This is a genomic window from Neisseria sp. P0004.S004 (assembly GCF_051963335.1).
Classification (GTDB): domain Bacteria; phylum Pseudomonadota; class Gammaproteobacteria; order Burkholderiales; family Neisseriaceae; genus Neisseria.
On the sequence record NZ_JBQCUK010000008.1, the window covers coordinates 1 to 14,225 of the forward strand.

Genomic DNA, 14,225 nt, shown 5'->3' on the forward strand with positions numbered 1-14,225 from the left:
TACGGGGTAGAAATCTGATCTAAAGGGGGGACGCGGATAAAGGAGAAGAAAAAGGACGTGCGCGGGCACGTCCTTTGGGTAGGCTGATCTCAACCTCGAGTACAGCATTATTGTCTTAATCCGTTTTATTATTTTGACGAACTGAATATTTCAAATCCAGTACCTTATGTTGACACTGCAACTAGCCGTCGGAAGGTAATGCCCTGGTCAGAACTATTGGGAATTAACTGTAAACTGAGCGGAAAAGTTTAAAAGTAGAGAAAGCGGTAGTTTAAGTTATTGATGCAACATTATTCAGACGACCCGAGCGGTCATGGGTAAGGACAATAAAAGATAAGGCTGCAGACAAATTACACCAAGCAAAGATAGCATTGTCTGCAGGTAAAAGCTGGTTGATACAGCAAACAGATATCTGTATCTATTTTGAAAGGCTATATCGAGAAACTGCACATCACTCCGTCTAAGGTATGGCAGAATACTCGATCAAAGGCTACGGCAGCAAAACAGATAGCACCTAGAAAAACATCAGCTACAGACCTGCATTATCGCAAAGCCCTTTGCAACAACTCATCGACGGAAACGCAAACCAAACACAACCGAATATTTATTGAAAACCCGTTATGTAGTTGAACAAAGCTTTGTTACGTTTCACTGTAAATCAGGCTGTCAGCCTAATTTGCTTTAGGCAACATGGGTGTGCAACGCTATTCGAAAGCGATATGTTTGAATCGTTGAATCGGTTAACAGCTTACTTGCGCTTGTTTGCTCCTACAAGATGCGAGTATTGGGAAGATAAAAGGAAACTGTCAAATCCCTGTGTTTGAATTTTGGCTGTTGGGGATGAAGGATTTTTTGCAAAGGTATCAGGCCGTCTGAAAACTTGATAGAAGCAGTCGTCTGTTAAATATGCGATAATGCGGGAGATTTCATGGGTGTGGTAGAAACATGGTTGAGACTGTCCGGTGGGAATCATGCCGGGCAACGATGGAATCGGTTTGCTTGGAACGCCCGCTTTGCGGGTTTTTTTATGGGAAGGAATGGTCATGCCTAATCCGCTTTATCGGCAACATATTATTTCAATTTCAGATTTGACGACGGAGCAGCTCGAATTGCTGCTTCAGACGGCCTTGAAGTTGAAAAAGCAGCCTCGTGAAGATTTGCTTGAAGGCAAGTTGATTGGTTCGTGCTTTTTTGAACCGTCCACCCGTACGCGTTTGTCTTTTGAAACGGCGGTACAGCGTTTGGGTGGGAAAGTTATCGGTTTTTCCGATGGCGCGAATACCAGTGCGAAAAAGGGTGAAACGCTTGCGGATACTGCGAGGATTATTTCCAGCTATACGGATGCGATTATTCAGCGACACCCGAAAGACGGTGCGGCCCGTGTGGCGGCCGAGTTTTCGAGCGTGCCCGTGATTAATGCCGGCGATGGTACCAACCAACATCCGAGCCAGACGCTTTTGGACTTGGTCACGATTTATGAAACACAAGGCAGTTTGAGCAATTTGAAGATTGCGATGGCTGGAGATTTGAAATATGGCCGTACGGTACATTCATTATGTCAGGCGCTGAAGCGTTGGGGTTGTGAATTTGCGTTTGTTTCCCCTCCCAGCTTGGCAATGCCGGACTATATCACTGAAGAACTGGAAGAGGCCGGTTGCCCTTATCAAATTTTGCCCGGCTTGGAAGAAGCGGTCGAATGGGCGGATATTTTGTACATGACCCGCGTTCAGCGCGAACGTTTTGATGAGCAGGAATTTGCCAAAATCCAGGGTAAGTTCAATCTTGATGCGTCAATGTTGGCAAATGCCAAACCCAATTTGCGCGTCTTGCATCCTTTACCGAGGGTAGATGAAATTCATCCGAATGTGGATAAAACACCTCATGCCTATTATTTTGAACAGGCAACCAACGGTGTGTATGCACGGATGGCGATTTTGTCTTTGGTATTGAACGAAGAAGTTTAAGGAGCGAAAGATGGAAAACTCAAAACTCAGCGTGGAAGCGATCGAACAAGGTACGGTCATTGACCATATTCCTGCCGGTAAGGGCTTGGCCATTTTAAGGCAGTTCAAACTGCTGCATTATGGCAATGCAGTAACGGTCGGCTTCAATTTGCCCAGCAAAACGCAGGGCAGCAAAGACATTATTAAAATCAGCGGCGTATGGTTGGATGCCAATGCGGCAAACCGTTTGGCTTTGTTTGCCCCTGAAGCAGTGGTCAACAAAATCGATCGGTTTAAGGTCGTTGAGAAACAGCATTTATCATTGCCGGATGAAATTTCGGAGGTATTCCGCTGTCCGAATACCAATTGCGCCAGTCATGGCGAGCCGGTCATCAGCCGTTTTTATGTCCGCTCACATCATGGTCAGACACGTTTGAAATGTCATTATTGCGAAAAAACCTTCTCGCGTGATTCGGTTGCCGAAGCCTGATAAAAATCTCAGGCCGTCTGAAGACACGGCTGCGAAATTTGAGTTGTTTGCTTGATACATTAGATGATAAAAAGCAAGATATTAAGCCAAGTTGCGTTAAAATTACGTTAAAATAATGCCTTCCGGGTTGATGACATTATTCGCCCGAAAGGCATTATTTTTTAATAACATGATACGAAATGTAGGAAAACTCATGCACTCATCCATACAAAGCCGGTTTGCCCCAATTTTATACGTCTTGATTTTCTTTGCCGGATTTTTAGCCGCACAAGTTTGGTTTAATCATCAAGCCTATTTGGCCAATCTTCCCCTTTTGGTTACAGCCATTTCTGCCGTTGCATTTGTTTGGTTGATTTGGGCCGTCGTATCTGCGCGATCCAAAGCTAAAAGCAAGATGTTGCACCGTGAGCAGCTGATTCAAAAAGAGAGTATTCATCCTGTTTTGCATGCGACGTTGCAGCGTTCTGACGGACAAACAGATTTATTGGTTTTGGTTGTCCGCAATAGCGGTAAGGGCTTGGCGAAGAATGTGCGTTTTGAGGCAGAGCCTTTGCCGGATCACTTGCCGAGCAAGCTGGTTGCCGATGCAGTGATGCGCTTGGAAATGTTTTCCGGCGGAGTGGATATGCTGGCATCGGGCGAATTGTATGGCGGCGTGTTTGCAAGCATGTTGGCGCTGGCTGCCGAATTGCCGGACCAAACATTCGGCGGAGTATTGAAACTGAAAGCCACTTATGAAAATGCCTTTGGCGATCAATGCACTTCAGAAAGCGTCTTGGATTTGAGCATACTGAATTTCAATTTGTCGGAAATTAAATCCGGCGGCGAGCAAAAGCCCCGTAAGAAATTGTTGTATTGATGTGTAGGATATGCAGGCCGTCTGAAACCGAAATACTTGGTTTCAGACGGCCTGTTGTTATTTTTCAAATGATTTTTGAAGAAAAAGAGGCGTATCGGGTATAATAATCAAAGAATTCGAAACGGATTGCCAGAATCGGCAAGGCCATCTTATCATTGTTTCAGTTCAAAACTTTACTGATATTTTTTCAATCATCTGTTGCTATGTATCGGAACTTTTTCTGATGTCGGCAGCGGCGAAATATTCCTTCAGCCATTTACTTTCAGGAAGCTGCTTATGTTAGTGTGTAATCCTTATGAAGTTGTGATCCATGGTACAACCAGCAAAGGCAAGATTTTCCGACCAAGCGACTGGGCGGAGCGCCTGTGCGGTATTTTGTCATCCTTCACTAAAGACAACCGCCTTTCCTATTCGAATTGGGTGCGCCCGATTTTGGTGGACAATGTCCGTTGTGTGGCAGTCGATAAAAAACTGGAAGAAGACAATCCGCAAATGTTCCGTTTCTTGATGGATTTTGCAGCGGATAACGATTTGCGCGTGATTGACTGCAAAGCCTTACTTAAAGAGCAGGAAAGCAAGCAGCAGGGCGAAGTGCCGGTCGAGCGCGTTTTGTTGGCGCAGGCGATTGAAGAAAAACACGCCGCCGAGCGTGCGGAAGCGGCCGATACCCAGCCCGAGCCTCAAGCTGCCGCGCCTGTGGTCGGCGTATTGCGTGAAATTCCGCCGGAAGAAACTGCGACCGCTTTTGCGGCATTAAGCATTTTGCGTTCTTCTTTGACCGATATTCACCGTTTTGTCGAACAAATCAACGAGCATCAGCGTAAAACCGGCTACCGCCTGCTGGGCATTTTTGAAGAAGGCAAACAAAATGCCGTAGCCGTATGCGGTTTCCATGCTGCGTACAATTTGGCCAGCGGTTACCACATCCATATTGACGACATCGTGACCATGCCTCAAAGCCGCCAAAAAGGCTATGCTTCGCGCTTGCTGGAAGAAGTACGCAAAATCGGTGCGGAAACCGGCGCAACCAAAATCCATCTGAATGTCCATGTGAACCATGACCGTGCAGATGCGCATCGTCTCTACTTCAAAAACGGATTTGAAATTTGCGCCTACCATTTCCGTTGCGATCCGAAATAATGGTTGTAGAAAAATAATGGTTGTAGAAAGAGGAAATCCCATGTTGAAGATTTTGACTGCGGCTGTTTTGGCACTGAGTTTGGCGGCTTGCGCATCAGGCAGCGGGCAAGGCAGCTCGCAAATGTATGGTGAGATTAAGGCCGGTGTAGAAACCAGCCATCAACGTTGAGATATATAATGACAAGGCCGTCTGAAATAGGTTTTTCTGTTTCAGACGGCCTTTTTGCAGCTTGATTAGAGGGTAGCGGAGGTGTCGTCGGTGGCAACAGTCCGATGCAGGCGATACCAATTGTACAGGCGCAAGATGCACAAGAAAGCAATAATGGGCATACAGGCTGCGGTAACCAGATAACGCGGGTTGCTGAAGTTTAAAACATTGCGGCCGGAAAGCAGCGACAAAGCGGCATGCAACCATTCCCACAAAGACGAAATGCTGAATGCCAAAACAGCCAATAGGCCGAGGGTTCGGAAAATACCGATGGGCAGGATTTGTCGGCGTAATACGGCGCGGTTGAGTTGGAACAAAACAATCAAACCGAAGCCGATGATGCAGACCATGCCGCCGTTGGCGATGATTTGCAGGCTGTTGAAGGCGATGTCGGGCGTAACGGAAAGCGTGCCGGACTGGTTGGATGCAGTTTGTTGCAAGTTTAAGCCTTGCATCACATTCAGGACGAAACCGTATATCAGGTCGGCCAAAACGATGCCGATGGGCAGAGGAGTCAAAAAACGTTTCATGGATCGGTTGGATATTTCAGTATTCTATTCGTATGAGTGAGGCCGTCTGAAAATTAAACATGACGACGTGAGGGTATATTGTATCCGATAGGAAAGTAGGTTAATGCAAAAATAAATTTAGTTTAAGTCAGAAAATGATGTAATTTTACGCCAACATTATTGCATTAAGAGTACAATCCTCTTCATTATCAAACGTGAAATCAACAGGAAAGGACGTTTACATGAGCCAATTGCAACGTGATTTAACCCGTATCAGCCACAATACCAAAATTGTCGCCACACTGGGTCCGGGCAGCAACAATGTACAATTGTTGGAAGACATGATCCGTGTCGGCGGCCTTAATGTCGTCCGTTTCAATTTCAGCCACGGTACGCCGGAGTTTCATGAAGAAAATGCCCGTATCGTACGCGAAGCCGCGAAACGTGCGGGTCAGGAAATCGCCATTCTTGCCGACTTGCAAGGGCCTAAAATCCGCGTGGGCAAAATTGCCGGCGGCAGCATCGAATTGAACAAAGGCGAAACGCTGGTTCTTGATGCCGCACTTGAAGGCGAAGGCACACGCGAAGCGGTTGGCCTGGACTACCGCGATTTGCCCAATGACGTCGCTGCCGGCGATGTTTTGTGGCTGGATGACGGCCTGTTGACTTTGACCGTCGAAGCGGTTGAAGGAAGTAAGATTATTACAAGGGTAGAAAACAGCCATGTGCTGAAAAGTAACAAAGGTATCAATAAACGCGGCGGCGGCCTGTCTGCCGGTGCGTTGACCGAAAAAGACTTCCGCGACTTGAAAACCGCGATTGCCATCGGTTGCGACTACTTGGCCATCAGTTTTGTGAAATCTGCCGAAGATTTGCACATCGCACGCGCCAAAGTCGAAGAAGAAATGAAAGGCAGTACAGCTGTACGCCCCGGTTTGGTTTCCAAAATCGAGCGCGTAGAAGCCATTGAAAATCTGGACGAAATCATCCTTGCCAGCGACGGTATTATGGTTGCCCGCGGCGACTTGGCAGTGGAAGTCGGCCATGCCGCCGTACCCGCACTGCAAAAACGCATGATCCGCCGCGCCCGTGAGTTGCGCCGCTTCAGTATTACCGCAACCCAAATGATGGAATCGATGATTACCAACCCCGTACCGACCCGCGCGGAAGTCAGCGACGTGGCCAACGCAGTATTGGACGGTACCGATGCGGTGATGTGTTCCGCCGAAACCGCCGTCGGCGCGTATCCGTTTGAAACCGTCAGCCAAATGGCGATTATTTGTGCGGCAGCGGAAAAAGAACAAGATTCGCTCAACGGTGTTGCCGAACAGGTTGAGTATCCCGAAGCCGTCAGCACCAACTTGGCGATTGCCGGCGGTGCGGTCAGTGTGGCGCGCGCAGTTCACGCCAAAGCCATCGTTGCCCTGACTGAAAGCGGTTCGACCGCCTTCGAAGTCAGCCGCCACAACATCACCCTGCCGATTTTTGCCCTGACACCGAGTGTTTCAGCGCAACGCCGCATGGCGATGTACCGCGGCGTGCGTCCGTTGATTTTGGCAACCAGTACCGACCACGATACCGCGCTGAACGAAGTGGAAGCCATGCTGGTAGAACACAAAATCCTCCAAAGCGGTGACCAATACATCATCACCAGCGGTTCGAAAATGCGCGAATCCGGTTCGACCAATACGCTGGAAGTGTTGCAGGTCAAATAATTGCAGTGATCCGATGATTGGAAAAGCAGGCTGTTTCAGCCTGCTTTTTTTGTGTAAAAAAAGAAAAGATTAGGCAAAAATAATGATGTAGTATAGAATTGAGTGCCTATACTAAATCAATAAAGGACGTTTCAGACGGCCTTTTTCTTTGTCCGCTACTTTCACGGTAAACCAAAATGATTCATTTCAATCTGAAAAAAACAGCATTTATTTTAAGCGCAGCACTGTTATCTACCGCCGTCCAGGCCTCCGGCTACCACTTCGGCACACAATCCGTTAACGCACAAGGCACGGCCAACGCCGCCGCTGCCGAAGCCGCCGATGCATCAACCATTTTCTACAATCCGGCCGGCCTGACCAAACTTGACAGCAGCCAAATTTCCGTCAACGCCAATATCGTTTTCCCAAGCATTCATTATGAAGCGGAATCTGCCATCGACTTTACCGGCATTCCCGTCCAAGGTTCGAAAAGTGGCAAAATCACCAAAACCACGATTGCACCCCACATCTACGGCGCGTACAAAGCCAGCGACGATGTCACTTTGGGTTTGGGCGTGTACGTTCCCTTCGGCTCTGCAACCGAATATGAAAAAGATTCCGTATTGCGCCACAACATCAACAAACTGGGTTTGACTACCATTGCCATCGAGCCGGTAGTCGCATGGAAACTAAACGACCGCCATTCCTTCGGCGCAGGCATCATCGCCCAACATACTTCCGCCGAACTACGCAAATATGCCGACTGGGGTATCCAGCAAAAAGCAAAGGCAAAAGCTTCCGGTAAACCGGATGCCGCCATTGCTGCCGCCATTCAGGCTGACGGTCATGCTGATGTAAAAGGCCACGATTGGGGTTTCGGCTATCAACTGGCGTGGATGTGGGACATCAACGATCGCGCACGCGTGGGTGTGAACTACCGTTCCAAAGTATCGCATACGTTGAAAGGCACTGCCGATTGGGAAGCGGACGGCGCATATGCAAAACGAGCTTGGGACTTGGGTGCAATGGCTGCACGCGGTTATGTGCCGAACGAAAAAGCCAGCGTAAAAATCGTTACGCCTGAGTCTTTATCCGTTCACGGTATGTACCGCGCCACCGACAAAACCAATTTGTTCGGCGATGTAACCTGGACGCGTCACAGCCGCTTTAACAAAGCCGAGCTGGTGTTTGAAAATACCAAAAACGTTGTCAACGGCAAATCCGACCGTACCGTCATTACGCCTAACTGGCGCAACACTTATAAAGTTGCATTCGGCGGCTCTTACCAAGTTACCGAACCATTGCAACTGCGTGCCGGTATCGCTTTCGACAAATCGCCGGTTAAAAGCGCTGAAGACCGCATGAACAGCCTGCCTGACGGCAACCGTATCTGGTTCTCCGTCGGTGCCAAATATCAACTGGGTAAAAACCATGTGATCGATGCGGCGTACAGCCATATCCACATCAATGACACGGTTTACCGCACCGGCAAAGCCAGCGGCAACGACGTGGACAGCCGCGGTGCATCCTCTGCACGCTTCAAAAACAAAGCGGACATCTTGGGCTTGCAATACACTTACAAATTCAAATAATCGGATTTGAGTGGTGAATAAAAAGGCCGTCTGAAGATTTCAGACGGCCTTTTTGATTGGCAGGAATAGATGGAACAATCAATAGGCAATAAATAGCGTATCGGGCTTTTCATATTTCTGATTGGAATGGCAGAACGGGAAAACAATAGAAAAGGGGAGAGCTGATAAATAGCTGAAGACATGAGATATTGTTTGCGCTTTAAACAACGCGTTACCAATTTTATTTAATGGGCAGCAATCAAAAGGCCGTCTGAAAAACAGGTTTTCAGACAGCCTTTATTTATCGAATTGTTGCTAAAGAAGCCCAATCAGCTGCGGACTTCCAGTTCGATTTCTCTTTCCTGTTCGTCTTCGGCCGGTTTGTCCATGGTTTTTTCATCGGCCATATTGTCCAAATCGCGGCCGGGCTCGGAGGCGGTATCGCCGATGGAAACGCTGTTCAGGCTTTCCAAAATAATGGCAGATGACAGATGGTCGGATGTGCGGTACACCATTGCCAAACCGATTTCTGCCGCCGGAATGGAAACCAATTCAACCGTATCTTTGTCTTTTGGCTTGCGAATCAGGTTGTTGGACAGATTCACACGGACTTGGCGGCCGCGTTTGTAGAGGCTGACCACCGTGCCTTTGTCCAAGCCGTCGAGTTCGCCTTTATCCAACGTAATGGTTTGGAACTGGCCGGCTTCGCCCACGCCGTCGAAGATGGAAACGACTTTGGCCTGAATCGGACGGGCAGGGGCGTGAGGCATCACGTTGAAGCTGTCGAGGCCTTCGGGCAGTTTCAGCAGATAGTCGTCTTTGCGGATTTCGGAAACGGCTTCTTCGATAACCAAAGGTTGCGCGGACTGGGTGCGCAGCTTCATGACTTTATTGACTTGGGTGTAATACTCGTTGCTTTTGAGTTTTTCGTCAGAAGCGCGGGTACGGTGTTCCAAGGCGGAGTCGGTGTAAGGCAGCGTGTTGGCGATGCCGCTGAACACGACTTCTTGGCCGAGGAATTTGCCGGTTTCCGGATCGGTGATGTTTTTATTGACGCGGTAGGTCAGGTAGCGGCCGGGTTCGGTCAGGCCGTATGCGTACACGCGGTTGCCTTGCGTGTAGAGGACGCGGTTGTCGGGGCCGGCAATCAGGCGCGGCGCGTTGGCGGTTTCTTCCGGAGCGATAATCTGCGGATGTTTCATGAACATACGGTAGAGGTTGACGTTGACAGTTGGAATACCGTAGCCGGAAGTTTCGCGTACGCGCGGATGCAGTTTGATCACGGGAATGCCGTCTGAACGGGTTTGGGCGTGTTCAAAACCCAGTCGCGGCTGGCCGTTGACGTAGCGTAAAACCAACACCTGCCCTGGATAGATCAGGTGCGGATTGCGGATGGCGCTGCGGTTGGCACCCCAAAGGCGGTTCCACTGCCATGGGTTGTACAGATATTTGCCGGAAATGCCCCACAAGGTATCGCCGTTTTTAACGACGTAGCGTTGAGGCGCATTGGGTCGGATTTTTAAAGAAGCTGCCTGAGTGTGGGCAGAAATAGCCATGCCTGCCATGCAAAGCAGGGTTATAATACGTTGTTGCATAACCGTTCCCCTTGAAATCGGTTTGGTTTGTCTTCAGATGATAAACAGAGAAGGCCGGAGTTTGTGAAACTGCCGCCCATTCATCAATACGATAACGAACGGCCTCTGCGCGCTATCTTAACATTTTCGGCGTTATTTTAGCATTGAATGTTGCTGTCATGACAAGAGATTGTGGCGGCGGAAACCAAATCTGTATGAAAATCACACATCAGCTTTATAAAACGAGAATATTATGGCTTTACTGAACATCCTCCAATACCCTGACGAGCGTTTGCACACGGTCGCCAAACCTGTTGAAAAAATCGACGAGCGCATCCAGACATTGGTTGCCGATATGTTTGAAACCATGTACGAAGCACGCGGTATCGGCTTGGCGGCCACTCAGGTCGACGTACACGAACGCATCGTCGTGATGGATTTAACCGAAGACCGCAGCGAGCCGCGCGTGTTCATCAATCCCGTCATTGTCGAAAAAGACGGCGAGACGACTTACGAAGAAGGCTGTCTGTCCGTGCCGGGCATTTACGATACCGTCACCCGTGCCGAGCGCGTCAAAGTCGAAGCCTTGAACGAAAAAGGCGAGAAATTCACGCTGGAAGCAGATGGCCTGCTGGCAATCTGCGTGCAGCACGAATTGGACCACCTGATGGGCATCGTGTTTGTCGAACACCTGTCGCAGCTGAAACAAGGCCGCATCAAAACCAAACTGAAAAAACGTCAGAAACACACCATCTGACCTACGCATCGCTTAAAGGCCGTCTGAAAAGACAAAACAGAAGGCAGACTTCGGTTTTCAATCTTTCAGACGGCCTTTTCAGCTGAAACAGTTTGCCCAACGCGCCCATTCAAACCATTTCCACAAGGACACAACATGAAAGTCATCTTTGCCGGTACGCCCGATTTTGCCGCCGCCGCCTTGAAAGCCATCGCCGCCGCAGGTTTTGAAATTCCGCTGGTGTTGACCCAGCCCGACCGCCCCAAAGGCCGCGGTATGCAGTTGACCGCATCGCCGGTCAAACAGGCTGCCTTGGAATTGGGTTTGACCGTGGCGCAGCCGGAAAAGTTGCGCAATAACGCCGAAGCCCTGCAAATGCTCAAAGATACGGGCGCGGATGTGATGGTGGTGGCCGCGTATGGCTTGATTTTGCCGCAGGAAGTGTTGGATACGCCCAAACACGGCTGCCTCAATATCCACGCCTCGCTGTTGCCCCGTTGGCGCGGCGCAGCACCGATTCAACGTGCGATTGAATCCGGTGATGCCGAAACCGGCGTGTGCATCATGCAGATGGACATCGGCTTGGACACCGGCGCTGTGGTCAGCGAACACCGCTACGCCATCCAGCCTACGGATACCGCCAACGAAGTGCATGACGCGTTGATGGGTTTGGGCGCGGAAGCGATTGTTGCCGACTTGCAGCGACTACAGGCGGAAGGCCGTCTGAATGCGGTCAAACAGCCTGAAGAAGGTGTTACTTATGCTCAAAAATTGAGTAAAGAAGAGGCGCGTATCGATTGGAATGAAAGCGCGGCTGTGATTGAGCGAAAAATCCGTGCTTTCAACCCCGTCCCTGCCGCGTGGGTCGAGTATCAAGGCAAACCGATGAAAATCTGGCGTGCCGAAGTCGTGGCCAAACAGGGTAAGGCAGGCGAAGTATTGTCCTGCACTTCAGACGGCCTGCTGGTGGCGTGCGGTGAAAACGCGCTGAACATTACCGAATTGCAGCCTTCCGGCAGCAAACGCATGAGCATACAGGCATTTGCGGCAGGCCGGACGATTGAAGTCGGAACGGTTTTGTAACAGGCTGGAAACCAACGCAGAGGAAAGAAAACAATGGCTGTTTTTGAAGTGGTCGAGGACGATATTACCCGATTAGCAGTCGATGCGATTGTTAATGCCGCCAATTCATCGCTGTTGGGCGGTGGCGGCGTGGACGGTGCGATACACCGCGCCGCAGGCAAAGAGCTGCTGGACGAGTGCCGCACTTTGGGCGGTTGCCGCACAGGCGAAGCCAAAATAACCAAAGGCTACCGTTTGCCTGCGCGTTTTGTCATTCATACGGTCGGGCCGGTATGGTTTGGCGGAAAACAAAATGAAGAGGCCAAATTGGCACAATCCTATGCCAATTCCTTGCTGCTTGCCCAGAAACACGAGCTTCACAGCATCGCCTTTCCGTGCATCAGCACCGGTGTGTACCGTTTCCCGGCCGAAGCCGCCGCGCGTATCGCTTTGGAGAGTTTGAAGCAAACCCTGCCGCAATGTCCGGCAGTGGAAAAAATCATCTTTTGCTGTTTTTCCAAAACAGATGCCGAATATTATCGGGCATTGCTGGCTGCCGAACAGGCCGTCTGAAATCCGCCGAACACTTGAAATCAAATATAAATCAGAAAGCAAAAATATGAGTATGTCCCTCGCCCAAAAACTGGCCGCCGACAGCGTTGCCGCGGTTGCCGAAGGGGGCAATCTTCAGGATGTTTTGGCGGAAATCCGCGCGGCGCATCCGCAGCTGACGGCGCAGGAAAACGGCGCGTTGCAGGATATTGCCTACGGTTGCCAACGTTATTTGGGCAGTTTGAAGCATATGCTTGGACAAATGCTGAAGAAGCCGATTGACAATCCGCAGCTAGAAAGCCTGCTTTTGGCGGCGATGTACCAACTGCATTACACGCGCAACGCGCCTCATGCCGTGGTCAATGAAGCGGTGGAAAGCATTGCCAAAATCGGCCGCGGCCAGTTCCGCTCGTTTGCCAATGCAATTTTGCGCCGCTTTTTGCGTGAACGCGACAAGCTCGCGGCTTCTTGCAAAAAAGACGATGTGGCGAAACACAATTTTCCGCTGTGGTGGGTGGCTTACTTGAAAAACCATTATCCGAAACATTGGCACAACATCACCACCGCGCTGCAATCGCATCCGCCGATGACTTTGCGCGTCAACCGCCGACACGGCAATGCCGAAAGCTATTTGGAAAAACTGGCTGCGGAAGGTATTTTGGCCAGGGCGTTGGACGAATACGCCGTGATGTTGGAAGAAGCCGTGCCGGTAAGCCGTCTGCCCGGTTTTTCAGACGGCCTAGTGTCTGTGCAGGATTTTGGTGCGCAACGTGCTGCCTATTTATTGAACCCGAAAGACGGCGAACGCATTCTTGATGCCTGTGCGGCGCCGGGCGGTAAGACAGGCCATATCTTGGAACTGGCAGATTGTCATGTTACTGCTTTGGATATAGACGAAGGCCGTCTGAACAGGGTGAAGAGCAATCTTGACCGTTTAGGCTTTCAGACGGCCTCTTTGGCTTGTGCCGATGCGCAGGACTTGGCGGCATGGTATGATGGTAAGGCCTTTGACGCTGTTTTGGCCGATGTGCCGTGTACCGCTTCGGGTGTGGCGCGGCGCAATCCCGACGTCAAATGGCTGCGCCGACCGACCGATGCCGTCAAAACCGCACGCCAACAGGAAGCATTATTAGACGCGCTGTGGCAGACCCTGACGAAAAACGGCAGGATGTTGCTGGCTACCTGCTCGGTCTTTGTCGAAGAAAACGACGGTCAATTGCAAAAATTCCTTAACCGCCATGCCGATGCCGAGTTGATCGAATCGCATGTGCTTTTACCGAACAAACATCAAGATGGCTTTTATTACGCGCTTATTAAAAAGCAGTAAAACGCTGATTGTACCGCTCTTGCTCGCCGTGTCGCTGAACGCGGCGGGCGAGGGCATCAGTGCGACCCGTGCCGAGGCAAAGCTGACCCATGCCGGACAGCTTTCCGTCAGCAGCCGTTTCCGCACCGACCTGCCCGATCAGCTCAAAGAAGCACTCAAACAGGGCGTCCCCCTGCATTTCAATTTAAGTTGGCAGCTGTCGGCGCCGTCCGTGGCGTCTTATAAATTCAAGTTTGACCAGCTGCTCAACAACGACAGCACGATTCAATACAAATTATCCTTCCATCCGCTGACCAACCGCTATCGCGTTACCGTCGGTACGTTTTCTACCGAGTACGACACGCTTGAAGCCGCCTTGCGCGCAGTAGGCGCGGTCGCGAATTGGAAGGTTTTATCCAAGGGCGCGCTGAGTGATGTGGCCGCCAAAGACACGAAGGCTGAAATCCGCCTGCTGCTGACAACCGCCAAACTGCCCAAACCGTTCCAAATCAATGCCCTGACGTCTAAAAACTGGCATTTGGATTCGGGTTGGAAATCCTTGTCGGTCGTGCAGGAGTAAA

Annotated in this window: 15 protein-coding genes and 1 pseudogene; 13 read left to right on the forward strand and 3 right to left on the reverse strand. The window is 50.2% G+C overall.

What is annotated here, in order from left to right:
* Positions 1-507: 507 nt before the first annotated feature.
* Positions 508-658, forward strand: a pseudogene (locus tag ACTHRY_RS07940) (IS5/IS1182 family transposase); the annotation flags it as partial.
* A 90-nt stretch (positions 659-748) separates the two neighbouring features.
* Here the strand turns inward: ACTHRY_RS07940 and ACTHRY_RS07945 are convergent.
* Entirely contained in the window at positions 749-1,045 is a 297-nt protein-coding gene (locus ACTHRY_RS07945; protein ID WP_049322219.1) for a hypothetical protein, read from the reverse strand.
* Between ACTHRY_RS07945 and pyrB the strand changes: the two genes are divergently transcribed.
* The 5 genes from pyrB (at position 1,044) to ACTHRY_RS07970 (ending at position 4,601) form a co-directional block, all read left to right on the forward strand.
* Positions 1,044-1,964, forward strand: coding sequence for an aspartate carbamoyltransferase (gene pyrB, locus ACTHRY_RS07950; protein ID WP_049322220.1), 921 nt, complete (start codon positions 1,044-1,046; stop codon positions 1,962-1,964). The two genes, ACTHRY_RS07945 and pyrB, sit on opposite strands and share 2 nt — an antisense overlap.
* Positions 1,965-1,974: 10 nt before the next feature.
* Positions 1,975-2,433, forward strand: coding sequence for an aspartate carbamoyltransferase regulatory subunit (gene pyrI / locus ACTHRY_RS07955; RefSeq protein ID WP_003749219.1), 459 nt, complete (start codon positions 1,975-1,977; stop codon positions 2,431-2,433).
* Between the two features lie 193 nt (positions 2,434-2,626).
* Positions 2,627-3,292 carry a hypothetical protein gene (locus ACTHRY_RS07960; RefSeq protein WP_049322221.1) on the forward strand — a complete coding sequence of 222 codons (666 nt, stop codon included), beginning with the start codon at positions 2,627-2,629 and terminating at the stop codon, positions 3,290-3,292.
* Positions 3,293-3,568: 276 nt separating this feature from the next.
* On the forward strand, positions 3,569-4,432 hold the full coding sequence (locus ACTHRY_RS07965; RefSeq protein ID WP_049322222.1) for a GNAT family N-acetyltransferase: 864 nt from the start codon (positions 3,569-3,571) through the stop codon (positions 4,430-4,432).
* A gap of 40 nt (positions 4,433-4,472) precedes the next feature.
* Positions 4,473-4,601 carry a hypothetical protein gene (locus tag ACTHRY_RS07970; protein ID WP_269208304.1) on the forward strand — a complete coding sequence of 43 codons (129 nt, stop codon included), beginning with the start codon at positions 4,473-4,475 and terminating at the stop codon, positions 4,599-4,601.
* Between the two features lie 65 nt (positions 4,602-4,666).
* Here the strand turns inward: ACTHRY_RS07970 and ACTHRY_RS07975 are convergent, their stop codons facing one another.
* On the reverse strand, positions 4,667-5,170 hold the full coding sequence (locus ACTHRY_RS07975; RefSeq protein ID WP_049322223.1) for a hypothetical protein: 504 nt from the start codon (positions 5,168-5,170) through the stop codon (positions 4,667-4,669).
* Positions 5,171-5,391: 221 nt separating this feature from the next.
* Here ACTHRY_RS07975 and pyk point away from each other — a divergent pair, with 221 nt between their 5' ends.
* On the forward strand, positions 5,392-6,864 hold the full coding sequence (gene pyk, locus ACTHRY_RS07980) for a pyruvate kinase (RefSeq protein WP_049322224.1): 1,473 nt from the start codon (positions 5,392-5,394) through the stop codon (positions 6,862-6,864).
* Positions 6,865-7,040: 176 nt separating this feature from the next.
* On the forward strand, positions 7,041-8,435 hold the full coding sequence (locus ACTHRY_RS07985; protein ID WP_049322225.1) for an OmpP1/FadL family transporter: 1,395 nt from the start codon (positions 7,041-7,043) through the stop codon (positions 8,433-8,435).
* Between the two features lie 308 nt (positions 8,436-8,743).
* Here ACTHRY_RS07985 and ACTHRY_RS07990 read toward each other — a convergent pair whose 3' ends face one another.
* A complete protein-coding gene (locus tag ACTHRY_RS07990; RefSeq protein ID WP_049322226.1) occupies positions 8,744-10,009 on the reverse strand; it encodes a LysM peptidoglycan-binding domain-containing protein in 1,266 nt (421 codons plus the stop codon).
* A 232-nt stretch (positions 10,010-10,241) separates the two neighbouring features.
* Between ACTHRY_RS07990 and def the strand changes: the two genes are divergently transcribed.
* The 5 genes from def (at position 10,242) to ACTHRY_RS08015 (ending at position 14,224) form a co-directional block, all read left to right on the forward strand.
* Complete coding sequence (gene def / locus ACTHRY_RS07995; RefSeq protein WP_003678675.1) at positions 10,242-10,745, forward strand: peptide deformylase; 504 nt, start codon at positions 10,242-10,244, stop codon at positions 10,743-10,745.
* 135 nt (positions 10,746-10,880) lie between these two features.
* The gene (gene fmt, locus ACTHRY_RS08000) at positions 10,881-11,807 is read left to right on the forward strand and encodes a methionyl-tRNA formyltransferase (RefSeq protein WP_049322227.1); all 927 of its coding nucleotides are present in this window, start codon (positions 10,881-10,883) and stop codon (positions 11,805-11,807) included.
* A 33-nt stretch (positions 11,808-11,840) separates the two neighbouring features.
* Positions 11,841-12,359: an O-acetyl-ADP-ribose deacetylase gene (locus tag ACTHRY_RS08005; protein ID WP_049322228.1), complete on the forward strand. Its 519-nt coding sequence runs from the start codon at positions 11,841-11,843 to the stop codon at positions 12,357-12,359.
* Positions 12,360-12,405: 46 nt separating this feature from the next.
* Positions 12,406-13,665: a 16S rRNA (cytosine(967)-C(5))-methyltransferase RsmB gene (gene rsmB / locus ACTHRY_RS08010; RefSeq protein ID WP_440374182.1), complete on the forward strand. Its 1,260-nt coding sequence runs from the start codon at positions 12,406-12,408 to the stop codon at positions 13,663-13,665.
* Positions 13,631-14,224 carry a DUF4390 domain-containing protein gene (locus ACTHRY_RS08015; protein ID WP_049322230.1) on the forward strand — a complete coding sequence of 198 codons (594 nt, stop codon included), beginning with the start codon at positions 13,631-13,633 and terminating at the stop codon, positions 14,222-14,224. The genes rsmB and ACTHRY_RS08015 overlap by 35 nt, the downstream gene beginning before the upstream one ends.
* Position 14,225 lies beyond the last annotated feature (1 nt).

Excerpts from the sequence above, each read along its gene's own strand:
- pyrB (WP_049322220.1), top strand. The coding sequence starts at position 1,044 with ATGCCTAATCCGCTTTATCGGCAACATATTATTTCAATTTCAGATTTG.
- ACTHRY_RS07945 (WP_049322219.1), bottom strand. The coding sequence starts at position 1,045 with ATGACCATTCCTTCCCATAAAAAAACCCGCAAAGCGGGCGTTCCAAGC.
- pyrI (WP_003749219.1), top strand. The coding sequence starts at position 1,975 with ATGGAAAACTCAAAACTCAGCGTGGAAGCGATCGAACAAGGTACGGTC.
- ACTHRY_RS07960 (WP_049322221.1), top strand. The coding sequence starts at position 2,627 with ATGCACTCATCCATACAAAGCCGGTTTGCCCCAATTTTATACGTCTTG.
- ACTHRY_RS07965 (WP_049322222.1), top strand. The coding sequence starts at position 3,569 with ATGTTAGTGTGTAATCCTTATGAAGTTGTGATCCATGGTACAACCAGC.
- ACTHRY_RS07970 (WP_269208304.1), top strand. The coding sequence starts at position 4,473 with ATGTTGAAGATTTTGACTGCGGCTGTTTTGGCACTGAGTTTGGCGGCT.
- ACTHRY_RS07975 (WP_049322223.1), bottom strand. The coding sequence starts at position 5,170 with ATGAAACGTTTTTTGACTCCTCTGCCCATCGGCATCGTTTTGGCCGAC.
- pyk (WP_049322224.1), top strand. The coding sequence starts at position 5,392 with ATGAGCCAATTGCAACGTGATTTAACCCGTATCAGCCACAATACCAAA.
- ACTHRY_RS07985 (WP_049322225.1), top strand. The coding sequence starts at position 7,041 with ATGATTCATTTCAATCTGAAAAAAACAGCATTTATTTTAAGCGCAGCA.
- ACTHRY_RS07990 (WP_049322226.1), bottom strand. The coding sequence starts at position 10,009 with ATGCAACAACGTATTATAACCCTGCTTTGCATGGCAGGCATGGCTATT.
- def (WP_003678675.1), top strand. The coding sequence starts at position 10,242 with ATGGCTTTACTGAACATCCTCCAATACCCTGACGAGCGTTTGCACACG.
- fmt (WP_049322227.1), top strand. The coding sequence starts at position 10,881 with ATGAAAGTCATCTTTGCCGGTACGCCCGATTTTGCCGCCGCCGCCTTG.
- ACTHRY_RS08005 (WP_049322228.1), top strand. The coding sequence starts at position 11,841 with ATGGCTGTTTTTGAAGTGGTCGAGGACGATATTACCCGATTAGCAGTC.
- rsmB (WP_440374182.1), top strand. The coding sequence starts at position 12,406 with ATGAGTATGTCCCTCGCCCAAAAACTGGCCGCCGACAGCGTTGCCGCG.
- ACTHRY_RS08015 (WP_049322230.1), top strand. The coding sequence starts at position 13,631 with ATGGCTTTTATTACGCGCTTATTAAAAAGCAGTAAAACGCTGATTGTA.